Source organism: Thermophilibacter mediterraneus (assembly GCF_900119385.1).
Lineage (GTDB): Bacteria > Actinomycetota > Coriobacteriia > Coriobacteriales > Atopobiaceae > Thermophilibacter > Thermophilibacter mediterraneus.
This window is the reverse complement of the sequence record NZ_FPKO01000008.1, coordinates 505,809-518,489: the sequence shown is the minus strand read 5'-3', so window position 1 is coordinate 518,489 and position 12,681 is coordinate 505,809. Positions and strand designations below refer to the sequence as shown.

At 69.5% G+C, this 12,681-nt stretch carries 8 protein-coding genes; 7 read left to right on the top strand and 1 reads right to left on the bottom strand.

Annotated features, from left to right (window positions below; all coding sequences use genetic code 11):
- The first annotated feature begins 490 nt into the window (after positions 1-490).
- The 6 genes from aspS to BQ7106_RS04310 all read left to right on the top strand — a co-directional run bounded on the left by aspS (position 491) and on the right by BQ7106_RS04310 (position 7,731).
- The gene (aspS, locus tag BQ7106_RS04335) at positions 491-2,260 is read left to right on the top strand and encodes an aspartate--tRNA ligase (protein ID WP_072371772.1); all 1,770 of its coding nucleotides are present in this window, start codon (positions 491-493) and stop codon (positions 2,258-2,260) included.
- Between the two features lie 316 nt (positions 2,261-2,576).
- The gene (locus tag BQ7106_RS04330; RefSeq protein ID WP_129583787.1) at positions 2,577-3,059 is read left to right on the top strand and encodes a MarR family winged helix-turn-helix transcriptional regulator; all 483 of its coding nucleotides are present in this window, start codon (positions 2,577-2,579) and stop codon (positions 3,057-3,059) included.
- Entirely contained in the window at positions 3,059-4,798 is a 1,740-nt protein-coding gene (locus BQ7106_RS04325; RefSeq protein WP_072371769.1) for an ABC transporter ATP-binding protein, read from the top strand. Before BQ7106_RS04330 ends, BQ7106_RS04325 begins: the two co-directional genes overlap by 1 nt.
- Positions 4,799-6,637: an ABC transporter ATP-binding protein gene (locus BQ7106_RS04320; protein ID WP_072371766.1), complete on the top strand. Its 1,839-nt coding sequence runs from the start codon at positions 4,799-4,801 to the stop codon at positions 6,635-6,637. It abuts the gene before it with no gap.
- Positions 6,638-6,757: 120 nt separating this feature from the next.
- On the top strand, positions 6,758-7,132 hold the full coding sequence (crcB, locus tag BQ7106_RS04315; RefSeq protein ID WP_072371763.1) for a fluoride efflux transporter CrcB: 375 nt from the start codon (positions 6,758-6,760) through the stop codon (positions 7,130-7,132).
- Positions 7,133-7,143: 11 nt separating this feature from the next.
- The gene (locus BQ7106_RS04310; protein ID WP_072371760.1) at positions 7,144-7,731 is read left to right on the top strand and encodes a flavin reductase family protein; all 588 of its coding nucleotides are present in this window, start codon (positions 7,144-7,146) and stop codon (positions 7,729-7,731) included.
- Between the two features lie 352 nt (positions 7,732-8,083).
- Here the strand turns inward: BQ7106_RS04310 and BQ7106_RS04305 are convergent, their stop codons facing one another.
- Positions 8,084-9,553, bottom strand: coding sequence for a lipopolysaccharide biosynthesis protein (locus tag BQ7106_RS04305; protein ID WP_072371756.1), 1,470 nt, complete (start codon positions 9,551-9,553; stop codon positions 8,084-8,086).
- A gap of 193 nt (positions 9,554-9,746) precedes the next feature.
- Here BQ7106_RS04305 and BQ7106_RS04300 point away from each other — a divergent pair, with 193 nt between their 5' ends.
- The gene (locus BQ7106_RS04300; protein WP_240307425.1) at positions 9,747-12,455 is read left to right on the top strand and encodes a phosphoenolpyruvate carboxylase; all 2,709 of its coding nucleotides are present in this window, start codon (positions 9,747-9,749) and stop codon (positions 12,453-12,455) included.
- Positions 12,456-12,681: the final 226 nt, after the last annotated feature.

Sequence of the window (12,681 nt, the reverse complement as noted above, 5' to 3'; positions counted from 1 at the left end):
CTGATTTGCGCAGTTTCTATTGATAGTTTAACACAGACTCCACTGATGAATTAGCGCGCTTTTTACTGACGGATTAGCACAAGTTCTACTGACGAATCGTCGCAAAGGTAGGCGCTCGGCGCATTGGCGGGGGCACGGCCCCTGGTGCATCGTCCTTCTTGACTCGGCAGTATCTGAAATTGGCAGAGTTGGGCTGCCAATTTTGGGAAAAATGGCAGAGCTGGGCTGCCAGATGCATGGGAGGGCGCCGACGGGTCTTGGCCGCGGCCCCCCGCCCCCTCGGCAGCGTCAGATGTGTATACGCGACAGCCTCCGTCCCTCTTGCCCCACCACCCCCGAGGTTTCCGAATGCTTTCCGCACGCGCGCCGCGCACGTCCCCGTAGTACAATCGCCACGCGCGCGACGCTGCGCTGTCTACGCCACGTCGCCGCTCTCCGTCAGTCGCCGCCCGTACGACACGGGGCGGCAGGGAAGAAAGGCACGTTGCCCATGGACAACCACACCATGCACACCCACACCTGCGGCGAGCTGCGCCGCGACCACATCGGCCAGACGGTCACGCTGACCGGCTGGGTCTGGCACCGCCGCGACCACGGCGGCCTGATCTTCGTCGACCTGCGCGACCGCGACGGCGTGACGCAGGTCTCCTTTGACCCGGAGCACTCCGGCGGCGACGCCTTCCACGCGGCCGAGACCATCCGCTCCGAGTGGCCCATCAAGGTCACCGGCGTCGTGCGGGAGCGCCCCGAGGGCATGGAGAACCCCAAGCTCGCCACCGGCGAGATCGAGGTCCTCATCGACCACATCGACGTCCTCAACTCCTCCAAGACGCCGCCCTTCCAGATCGAGGACCACGTGGACACCGCCGAGGACGTCCGCCTGCGCTACCGCTACCTCGACCTGCGCCGCCCGTGCATGATGGCCAACCTGAAGCTCCGCTCCGACTTCACCTTCGCCCTGCGCGAGGCGCTGCACGGCCGCGACTTCATGGAGGTCGAGACCCCGGCCCTCTTCAAGTCCACCCCGGAGGGTGCGCGCGACTTCCTCGTGCCGAGCCGCACCCAGCCCGGCCACTTCTACGCGCTGCCGCAGTCCCCGCAGCTGCTCAAGCAGCTGCTCATGGTGGGCGGCGTCGAGCGCTACTACCAGGTCGCCAAGTGCTTCCGCGACGAGGACCTGCGCGCCGACCGCCAGCCCGAGTTCACGCAGGTGGACATCGAGATGAGCTTCGTGGAGCAGGACGACGTCATGTCCGAGCTCGAGGACGTGCTCGCCGACGCCTTCGGTCGCATGGGCGTCGAGATGCCCCGCCCGCTGCGTCGCCTGGACTACTGGGACGCCATGGACACCTACGGCTCCGACAAGCCCGACACCCGCATCGGCATGGAGCTCCACGACGTGACCGAGATCTTCTCGGCCTCCAAGTTCAAGCTCTTCGCGAGCGCGGCGGCCACCGAGGGCCAGTACGTGAAGGCCATCAACGCCAAGGGCGCCGGCGCCTGGCCGCGCGCGCAGATCGACAAGCTGGCGAACGTCGCCGCAGAGTTCGGCGCCAAGGGCCTCGCCTGGATCGCCTTCCGCGAGGACGGCTCCGTCAACAGCCCCATCGTCAAGTTCTTCAGCGACGAGGAGATGGCGGCGCTGCGCGAGGAGATGGGCGTCGAGCTGGGCGACCTCGTGATGTTTGCCGTCGCCGACCGCAAGGGGGCCGACGAGATCCTGGGCGGCATGCGCCTGCACATGGCGAGCGCCCTGAACGTCCCGCGCGAGGGCCACGACTTCCTCTGGGTCGTGAACTTCCCGCTCTTCCACTGGGATGACGAGGCCAAGCGCTACGAGGCCGAGCACCAGCCGTTCACCCTGCCCACCGAGCTCGACGTCGAGAAGATCAAGGCCGACCCGCTCTCGATCGGGTCCGCCACCTACGACTTCGTCATGGACGGCTGCGAGGCGGGCGGCGGCGGCATGCGAATCCACAACGCCCAGATGCAGATGGACATGCTCGAGCTCATGGGCTTCTCCGAGGAGCGCGCCCGCGAGCAGTTCGGCTTCCTCATGGACGCGCTCGAGTACGGCGCGCCCCCGATGGGCGGCTTCGCGCTCGGCCTCGACCGCGTGTGCATGCTGCTCGCCGGTGAGGACTCCATCCGCGACGTCATGGCGTTCCCCAAGACGTCAAGCGGCTCCGACCTCATGTCCAACGCCCCGAGCGAGGTCTCGGGCGCGCAGCTCAAGGAGGTCGGCCTGCGCCTGCTCTAGCGCGCGCCGGCGAGAAGAACGTCCATGTCCGGGCCCGTCCCCGCACCGTCGCGGGGGCGGGTCCGTTCTTCTCGCCGCGCCCTAACGTAGGAGCTTGGCGACACATTTTCGGGCCAAAGTGTCGTTTTGCTCCTACGTTGCGGGTCTGTAGGAGCTTGGCGACACTTTTTTGGTTCAAAGTGTCGTTTTGCTCCTACGGGTTGTGCAGGGAGGGCTGCGGCGGCGGGGCGGGTCCGCTCTTGGCGCGTACCGCTTGACACGTCAACGGCTCGGTGTATTCTTGCCCTGACAACAGTTGATGCATCAAGGAGTTTTCATGACAGAGAAGGACGAGGGCGCCGTCGGCCGCGCGCTGAGCGACCCGCACATGCGCCTCATGCGCGCCTACGCCGCGCAGTGCGGCTACCTCCGCCCGCGCGCGGCGGAGCTGGGCATCGGCCAGGGCCAGCCCAAGATCCTCGTGTTCGTGGCGGCGCACGGGCCCGTGTCGCAGCGCGAGATAGCCGACTTCTTCGAGCTCGACCCGGCGGCGGTCTCCCGGTCGCTCGACGCGCTCGAGCGCGCCGGCCTCGTGGCCTGCGCGCCGGGTCGCGACAGGCGCTCCAAGTCCGTGACCGTCACGGGGCGCGGCTTGGAGACTGCGCGGGCGTGGGAGCTCGTGTGCGACGAGGAGCGGGAGGCCATGCTCGCCGGCTTTGCGCCCGAGGAGCGCGAGGCCTTCATGGGCTATCTCGAGCGAGCCCGCGCGAACCTGCGCTCCGCCGCGGCGCGCGAGCGCGCGGAGGGGGGCGAGCGCTGATGGACGGCGTGCGCCTCATCGCCCGCCACCTGGGCGGCTACCGCCGCGACTTTTTGCTCGCCGTGGCCTGCGTGGCCCTGGAGACCTCGCTCGAGATCGTGATTCCGGTGCTCATGGCATGGGTCGTCGACGAGGGCATCATGGCGTCGAGCCTGGAGACGGTGGTCACCGGCGGCGCCCTGATGCTCGCGTGCGCGCTCGTCTCGCTGGGGCTCGGGCTTCTCTACGCGCGCTTCTCGGCCCGCGCCGCCATGGGGCTCGGCGCCAACCTGCGCGACGCCGAGTACGCGCACCTGCAGGGGTTCTCGTTCGCGAACCTCGACGACTTCGAGAGCTCCTCGCTCGTCACGCGCCTCACCACCGACGTCACCGTGATCCAGAACGCGCTCGTCTCGGGCACGCGACCCCTCGTGCGCGGACCCGTCATCCTGGTGATGGGCCTCGTCTGCGCCGCCTTCATGTCCGCCGAGCTCGCGGTGGTCTTCTTCGTGGTCCTGCCGGTGCTCGCCGTCGCCACGTTCTCCGTGGTGAGGCGCGTCGGCCCGCTCTACCGCGTCCTCCAGGGCGTGATGGACCAGCTCAACGACGCGCTCCAGGAGGACCTCGCCGCCATCCGCGTGATCAAGGCGTACGTTCGCGAGGGGCACGTCGCCGACCGCTTCGCGCGCGTCAACGGCCTGCTCGCCTCCACGGGGGCGCGCACCTTCCGCACCGCCGTGCTCAACGTGCCGATCTTCCAGGCGACGATGTACGTCACCTGCGTGGGGATCCTCTGGTTCGGCGGGCAGATGATCATGGCGGGGTCGCTCACCGTGGGCACCTTCACCGGCTTCATGAGCTACGTGCTGCAGATCGTGAACTCGCTCATGATGATCTCCAACGTCTTCCTGCTGCTCGCCCGCGCCGTCACGAGCGTGGAGCGCGTGAGCGAGGTCCTCGACGAGCGTCCCACGATCCTCTCGCCCGAGGGGGCGGTGCGCGAGGTCCCGGACGGCTCGGTGGTCTTCGACCACGTGAGCTTCAAGTACGCGCAGGACGCGGAGAGGAACGTGCTGGAGGACGTGTGCCTGCGCCTCGAGCCGGGCTCGACGGTGGGGGTGCTCGGCGGGACGGGCTCGGGCAAGACCACGCTCGTGCAGCTCGTGGCGCGACTGTACGACGCGAGCTCGGGCAGCGTCTCCGTGGGCGGGCACGACGTGCGCGACTACGACCTCGCCGCCCTGCGCGACGCCGTGGGGGTGGTCCTGCAGAAGAACGTGCTCTTCTCGGGCACGGTGCGCGAGAACCTCGCCTGGGGCGACGCGGGCGCGACCGACGAGCAGATGCTCGAGGCGTGCCGGCTCGCGTGCGCCGACGAGTTCCTGGACCGCATCGGCGGGCTCGACGGCGACCTCGGCCAGGGCGGCGCGGGCGTCTCGGGCGGTCAGAAGCAGCGCCTCTGCATCGCGAGGACCCTGCTCAAGCACCCGCGCGTCCTCATCTTCGACGACTCGACGAGCGCCGTCGACATGGCGACCGACGCCGCGATCCGCGCCAACCTCGCGACGCTCACCGACGTGACGAAGATCGTCATCGCGCAGCGCGTGGCCTCGGTCATGGACGCCGACAAGATCGTGGTGCTGGACGAGGGGCGGGTGCACGCGCAGGGCACCCACGAGGAACTTCTCGCCAGCGACCCCATCTACCAGGAGATATACGAGTCCCAGATTGGCTCTGGGATCAGCGGGGAGGTGGCATAGATGCCCTCGCGCCAGTCTGCCGCGCCCGCGCGGCCCAAGAACCTGCTCTCGACGCTGCGGAGCCTGCTCGCCTACATGAGCCACGCCCGCTGGATGCTGCTCGTGGTGGCGGTGCTCGTGACCGTGGCCGGGCTCGCCAACCTGCTCGGCACGTACATGATCAAGCCCATCGTGAACGCGGTGGGGGAGGGCGACTACGAGGCCTTCGTCCGCGGCGTGGCCGCGACCGCCTTGATCTATGCCCTTGGCGTGGCCAGCGCGGCGGGCTACACGCAGACCATGGTGCGCGCGGCGCAGAAGGTGGTCTTCGACATCCGCCGCGACCTCTTCGCGCACATCGAGCGGCTGCCGCTCTCCTTCTTTGACCGCGCGCGCCACGGCGACGTGATGAGCTACTTCACCAACGACGTGGACACGGTCTCCGAGGCGCTCAACAACAGCTTTGCCAACCTCGTCCAGGCGGCGGTGCAGATTGTGGGCACGCTCACGCTGCTCTTCGTGCTCGACTGGCGCCTCACGCTCATCACCGTTGCCTGCGACCTCGCGATCGCGCTCTATGTGCGCTTCTCGGGCGGGCGCAGCCGGAGATACTTCACGCGCCAGCAGGCGGAGCTCGGCGGGCTCGACGGCTACGTGGAGGAGATGATATCGGGCCAGAAGGTCGTGAAGGTCTTCAACCACGAGGCGGCCAACCTCGTGCGCTTCCGCGAGCTCAACGAGCGCCTGCGCGAGGCGGGGACCTCCGCGCAGGCCTACGCCTCGACGATGGTGCCCGTCACCGTGTGCGTGGGCTACGTCAACTACGCCATCGTGACCATCGCGGGCGCGCTGCTCGCCCTGGGCGGGACGATGGACGTGGGGTCGCTCGCGAGCTACCTCGTCTTTGTGCGACAGGCCGTGGCGCCGATCAACCAGTTCACGCAGCAGGGCAACTTCCTGCTCACGGCGCTTGCCGGCGCGGAGCGCATCTTCGCCGTGATGGAGCTCGCACCTGAGGTGGACGAGGGGGAGGTGCGCCTGGTGCATGCGAGCGACGTGGAGGCCGCGCGCGTCGCCGCGGGCGCGGCGGGGTGGGCGTGGCAGATCTGCGGGGAGCACGTCCCGCTCCAGGGAGACGTGCGCTTCTACGACGTCGACTTTGGCTACGACGAGGGGCAGACGGTCCTCAAGGACCTCACGCTCTACGCCAAGCCGGGCCAGAAGATCGCCTTCGTCGGATCGACCGGCGCGGGCAAGACCACGATCACCAACCTCATCAACCGCTTCTACGAGACGCGCTCCGGCGTGATCACCTACGACGGCATCGACGTGCGCGACATAGAGAAGGCGTCGCTGCGCCGCTCGCTCGGCATCGTGCTGCAGGACACGCACCTCTTCGCGGGCAGCATCGCGGACAACATCCGCTTCGGCAAGCTCGACGCGACGGACGAGGAGGTCCGCGCGGCGGCGCGCGTGGCCAACGCGGACGGCTTCATCCGGCGCCTGCCGCGGGGGTACGACACGCCCGTGGTGGCCGACGGCGCGAACCTCTCCCAGGGGCAGCGGCAGCTGCTCGCCATCGCGCGCGCCGCGGTGGCCGACCCGCCGGTGCTGATCCTGGACGAGGCGACGTCGAGCATCGACACGCGCACCGAGGCGCTCATCCAGCGCGGCATGGACGCGCTCATGGCGGGGCGCACGGTCTTCGTGATCGCGCACCGACTGAGCACGGTGCGCAACGCCGACGCGATCATGGTGCTCGAGCACGGGAGGATCGTGGAGCGCGGGACGCACGAGGAGCTGCTGGCCCAGCGCGGGGAGTACTGGCAGCTCTGGACCGGCGCGAAGGAGCTCGACTAGGGGCGGGGCCGCGGCGCGAGTGTCGCGGCGCGAGTGCCGCGGCGCCGGCGTCCCCCTTTCTGACGCGCCTCATCGGGTACAGTGGTTGGCGGACATCGCACGACGACGATTGGGGGAGACGTGGCCGAGCTTCTCGCCGTGGCCCTGGGAGGCGCTGCGGGCAGCGTCCTGCGCTGGGGCATCGGGGCGGCGCTGTCGTCCGCGCTGCCCGGCCTGCCCGCGGGGACCCTCGTGGCAAACGTGGTCGCGGGGCTGGTGATCGGCCTGGTGACGGGCGCGAACTCGGTCGCGCCGCTGCCGGAGCCCGTGCGCCTCCTCCTCACGGTGGGGCTCTGCGGCGGCCTCTCGACCTTCTCGACCTTCTCGAACGAGACGTTCCAGCTGATCGAGGCGGGACAGGTCGCGTCCGCTGCGACGAACGTGCTGGTGAACGTGGCCACGTGCCTCGTGGCCGTGTGGGCGGGCACGCGCGCCGGCGCGGCGCTCGCGGCGTGAGGGGAGCGGACATGGCAAAGCAGGTCTGGCAGGGCGGCAACATGCTCTACCCGCTGCCGGCGGTTATGGTGAGCTGCGCGAACGAGGCCGGCGAGAAGGACATCGTGACCGTGGCGTGGGCCGGGACGGTGTGCACCAACCCGCCGATGCTCTCGATCTCGCTGCGACCGGAGCGCCACAGCTACCACATCGTCCGCGAGTCGGGCGAGTTCGTCGTGAACCTCGTGACCGCGCGGCTCCAGCGCGCCTGCGACTGGTGCGGGGTGCGCTCGGGGCGCGACTACGACAAGTGGGAGGAGTGCCGCCTCACCCCCGCGCCCGCCGCGACCCTCGAGCTGGCGCCCGCGATCGAGCAGTCGCCGGTGAGCGTCGAGTGCCGGGTGCGCGACGTGCTCGAGCTCGGGAGCCACCACATGTTCCTCGCCGACGTGACCGCGGTGCAGGTGGAGGAGTCCCTGCTCGACGAGCGCGGCAGGCTCGACCTCGCCCGCGCGGGCCTCACCGCCTACAGCCACGGCGAGTACTTCGAGCTGGGTCGGCGCCTGGGGACGTTTGGCTACTCGGTGCGCAAGCGCGCGGCGAGGGGTCGCCGTCGCTGAGGTGCGCGCGTTCGGAGTACGTGCGGGTTCTGGACGGAATCCGGTCCCAGACCGACCGCAACCCGCACGTGTCCGGAGTACGTGCGGGTTCTGGTCGAAATCCAACCAGAAACCGTCCGCAACCCGCACGTGTTTGAAGTACGTGCAGGTTCTGGTCGGAATCCTGCCCCAGACCGACCGCAACCCGCACGTGTTTGAAGAACGTGCGGGTTCTGGACGGAATCCTGCCCCAGACCGACCGCAACCCGCACGAGTCCGAGGTACGTGCGGGTTATGGTCGAAATCCAACCAGAAACCGTCCGCAGCCCGCACGTGGCAACGGGACCCGCACGCGGCAGCGGGCCCGCACGCGCTAGTAGCCGCGGCTCATGCGCCGCCTGATGGCCGCGTACTCCATGACCAGCAGCGTGAGCAGGATCGCCATGGAGACGAGCGCCCCCACCACCGCGCCGGAGAGCCCGGCGAAGTTCACCAGCAGCAGCGAGACGGGCACCGAGAACGCGAACGCGATGAGGTAGAGGCGCGAGACCTCCCCCTGGGCGCGCAGCACCGTGACGATCTGGTAGAGGAAGTCGATGCACGCGCAGACGCCGCCGGTGGCGACCATCACGTAGACGAGCCCCCGGAACTGCTCGAAGTCGAGCCCGTACATGAGCCCCATGAGCGGGATGCCCACCGTTCCCATCACGAGCGCCATCCCCGCCGTGATGAGCGCGATGACGCCCACCATCGCGAGGACCAGAAGGTCGAAGCGGCGGTGCTTCTCGGGGTCGTCCCAGATGCGCGCCAGGCGCACGAGCTGCGGCTTGTAGATGAAGCCCGCCATCATGAGGATCGAGTGCGCGGGGAAGTACATGGCGTTGTAGTAGAGCTGGTTGTCGTAGGAGAGGGCGCCCTCCATCGCGAACTTGGGCACCGAGTCGATGAGGTTGTAGAGGAAGAGCGCCAGGAAGAGCGGGAAGCACTCGACGAAGAGCTCCCTCACGCCGCGGACGCTCGCCGGCAGGCTCCGCTCGGTCTCGAAGTAGGCGAGCGGCACCGTGAGCAGCACGAGCGACGCCACGCCGCCCGCCGCCATGGCGAGGCTCGCCGCGGGGAGGCTCCGCGTGAGGAACAGTATGACGGAGAAGGCGACGAGCCCCAGCACGCAGCGCGCCGCCTGCGAGAGCCCGGCGAGGTAGAGCTTGTCCTTCTGCTGGAGGCGCCCCTCGTAGACGTCGGCGAGGCCGTCGACGGCGCGAAACACCAGCACGCCCATGCAGATCGCGAACATGGTGGCGTCGTAGCCGCGCACCTGGCACCACAGCCACCCCACCACGAGCATCGCCGCGCACGTGATGAAGCGGTTGACCTGGTAGTCGAGGAACGAGCGCATGTCGTCGAGGTCCGAGACCTGGTAGGTGCGCACGCCGTAGTTCGCCAGGAACAGCAGCAGCGTCCCCACGGTGAAGGCCATGGAGAACAGGCCCGCCTGCTCCGCGCCCACGAGCCACGTGGCGACCATCGTGAGCGCGGGGAAGAGCATGCCCCACGCCGCCTGCCCGATGGTGTTGCACACGTAGTCGCGCTTGGTCTGGTGCGCGAGGTACTGCTCCGTCTGCTCGGAGAACGTCCCGCCGAAGACCGCCGAGATGAGGCGGTTCCACCAGCCGTTCACCACGCGGGCGAGAAACCCCGGCTGCCGCGCGGGCCGCTCCGCCCGCGCGCGGCGCCGGGACTTGGTAACCACGCCGTAGCGCGGGGTCCTCGACGTCTGGTTCGCGGCTCGGACGGGGGTTGCCTCGCGCCGGCGCACGAGGCGTCCGAGGGGATTGTTCGGCATGTGCGCTCGCGCTCCTCTCTGGGTCCGGCAGACCCGCTCGCTCGCACCCGATTGTAGCCGTCCGCGGCGTCGGGTCGGGGCGCGCGGGCGCGCGTGCGTGAATAGTGCGTTTCTCGCTCGTGGGGTCTTGGCCGATCGCGCCATCACAAGGTATTGTCATAGAAGCGACCGCCCAACCGTCAGAGGAGCAACGTTGGCCGAGAAGAACCTCATCTCCGGAAGCGATTCCGCTATTATTCCCGCCCTTAACGTTCCCGAGAGCATCGCGGAGCACATGGAGCTGTTCCTGCGCCTCGTGCGCAAGGTGCTCGAGGAGTTTGACCCGGGCCTGCGCTCCACCTTCGACGTCCTTCTCGCCGACGCGATCCGGGCCAACGCCGACGAGGCCGCGGAGACCGAGGACGAGCGAGCCGCGTTTGCCGAGCTCGAGCGCATCATCGACGGCCTCGACGAGCGGTCGACGACGCTCGTGATGCGCGCCTTCGTGGCCTATTTCCACCTCGCCAACATCTGCGAGGAGAACTACCGCGTCGGCTCGCTGCGCGCGCGGGAGAGCACGGTGGACACCTCCGAGCGCGAGGACCCGATCAACGACCTCACCGTCGCGTACCGCCAGCTCGTCGACGAGTGCGGCCGCGGCCGCGCCATCGCGCTGCTGCAGCGGCTGGAGTTTCGCCCGGTCTTCACCGCGCACCCCACCGAGGCGCGCCGCAAGGCGGTCGAGGGCAAGATCCGCCGCATCGCGGGGCTGCTCGAGCAGCGCGCGGGCCTGGCGGGCGCGGCGCTGGCCGAGAACGAGCGCCGCCTCCTGCAGGAGATCGACGCGCTCTTCCGCACCTCTCCCATCGCGCACAAGAAGCCCACGCCCGTCGAGGAGGCCGACACCATCGTCGACATCTTCGACAACACCCTCTTCGACATGGTGCCGGACGTCTACCGGCGCTTCGACGACTGGGAGCTCGGCGAGAAGGCCGGCACCGTCCAGCCCGTGTGCCCGGCGTTCTTCCACCCCGGCAGCTGGATCGGGTCGGACCGCGACGGCAACCCCAACGTCACCGCGCGCGTGAGCCGGCAGGTCGCTGAGAAGTTCCGCAGCCACGTGCTGGGGCGCCTCGCGGACGCGACGCAGACGGTGGGGCGCAACCTCACGCTCGACGCGGTGTCGACGCCCCCCTCCGACCAGCTCGTGAACCTCTGGAACCACCAGGTGGAGATGAGCGAGGCGCTCACCGCCCGCGCGCTCGGCATCTCCGCGAGCGAGCTGCACCGCGCCGCCATGCTCGTGATGGCCGAGCGCCTGCGCGCCACCGTCGAGCGCACCGCGGACGTCATGTACGCCTGCGCGGAGGACTTCATCGCCGACCTGCGCGTCGTGCAGTCCTCGCTCGCGCGCTCCGGTGCCGTGCGCGCGGCCTACGGGCCGGTGCAGCGCCTCATCTGGCAGGCGCAGACCTTCGGCTTCCACCTCGTCGAGATGGAGTTCCGCCAGCACTCGCTCGTGCACAGCCGCGCGCTCGCGGACATCGAGGAGCACGGCCGCTGGGGCGAGCGCGGCGAGCTGGCGCCCATGACGCGCGAGGTGCTCGACACGTTCCGCGCCATCGCCCAGATCCAGCGGCGCAACGGCGTGGACGCGGCGCGACGCTACATCATCTCCTTCACCAAGTCGGCCGAGGACGTGGCCAACGTCTACCGCCTGGCGCACCTCGCCTTCGCCCACGAGGCGGACGTGCCCGTGCTCGACGTGGTGCCGCTGTTCGAGCAGGTCGAGGACCTCGAGAACGCGGTCGGGACGCTCGACGCCATGATCTCGCTGCCCGAGGTCCAGCGCAGGCTCGACCAGACGGGGCGCCGCCTCGAGGTCATGCTCGGCTACTCCGACTCGTCCAAGGACGCCGGCCCGACCTCCGCCACGCTCGTGCTGCACGCCACGCAGTGCGCGATCGCGCGCTGGGCGGAGCAGAACAGCATCGACCTCGTGCTCATGCACGGCCGCGGCGGCGCGGTGGGGCGCGGGGGCGGCCCGGCCAACCGCGCGGTGCTCTCGCAGCCCAAGGGCTCGGTCAACTGCTGCTTCAAGCTCACGGAGCAGGGCGAGGTCATCTTCGCGCGCTACGGCGACCCCACGCTGGCGCGCCGCCACGTCGAGTCCGTCGCGGGCGCCACGCTGCTGCAGTCCGCCCCCTCCATCGAGTGGGTGAACACCGAGACGACCGAGAAGTACGCGGGGCTCGCGGCGTCCCTCGACGCCGCCTCGCGCGAGCGCTACCTCGACCTGCTGCACGCCGAGGGATTCGCGGAGTGGTTCTCGCGCTGCACGCCGCTCGCCGAGATCGGCCTCATGCCCATCGGAAGCCGCCCGGCGAAGCGCGGGCTGGGCGCCAAGTCCCTCGACGACCTGCGCACGATCCCGTGGATCTTCTCGTGGAGCCAGGCGCGCATCAACCTCGCCGCCTGGTACGGCCTCGGAACCGCCTGCGAGCGCGTCGGCGACCTCGACCTGCTGCGCCGCGCGTACGCGGAGTGGCCGCTGTTCACCACGTTCGTCGACAACGTCGAGATGTCCCTCTCGAAGGTCGACGAGCGCATCGCGCGGCTGTACCTCTCGCTGGGCGACCGCGACGACCTCGCCGCCAAGGTCCTCGAGGAGATGGAGCTCACGCGCCGCTGGGTGCTCGCCATCGTGGACGACGAGTGGCCGCTGCAGCGCCGCCGCGTGCTCGGGCCGGTCATCCGGATGCGCCTCCCGTTCGTGAACGTGCTCTCCGTGACGCAGGCGCTCGCGCTGCGGAGGCTGAGGACCGAGGGCGAGGCGCTCGCGCCGGAGGAGCGGGAGCGGTTCATCTACCTGATCCTGTGCACCGTCTCCGGCGTGGCCGCCGGCCTCCAGAACACCGGCTGACGGGCGCGGCGGGGGAGCCCGCGCCCCCCGCGTCGCCGTCCCGCGCGAGCCGCCTCCTCGAAACGGAGCCGCTGACGAAAAACGACCCCCTCGGGGGGCGCGTTTCGTCAACGGCCCCGTTTCGCTGACGGTCCCGCGGCTGCCCGACCTCCCATGCGCCCCGGCGGCAAAAAAGTCACCATCGTGTAACTCAATCGGCCGACGGCCCTTGCGCTCGTCTGAGTTA